General features: G+C 63.8%; 1 protein-coding gene. It reads left to right on the forward strand.

Annotated features, from left to right (window positions below; all coding sequences use genetic code 11):
• The coding region (locus tag AC1DNF_RS35810) for an IS110 family transposase (RefSeq protein WP_478153687.1) at window positions 1-447 on the forward strand (447 nt) is incomplete at both ends.

Genomic DNA, 447 nt, shown 5'->3' on the forward strand with positions numbered 1-447 from the left:
GATGATCGGCAAGGTGCCGCACGATGTGAACAAGTTGCTGAAGGTGCTGGCCAAGGTTGGCACCGCGGAGCAATTGCACATCGTGTACGAGGCTGGTCCGACGGGCTTCGGGCTGCAGCGTGCCTTGAAGGCCAAGGGCTACCTCTGCGAGACCATTGCCCCGTCGCAGATCCCGCGACGACCCGGCGACCGGATCAAGACCGACTCACGCGACAGCGTTCAATTGGCCGAGTGCTCACGCGCGGGCCAATTGAGCGCCGTGTGGATCCCCGATCCAGACGACGAAGCCATCCGTGATTTGTCGCGAGCGCGCGAAGACGCAGTCCACAGCCGCATGCAAGCCCGCCATCAGCTCAAGGGCTTCCTGCTGCGCCACGACGTGCGCTACAAGGGCAAGACCTCGTGGTGCGGTGCTTACTACCGCTGGCTGGCGACGCTGAACTTCGG

The organism is Variovorax sp. 01T432, from assembly GCF_056398605.1.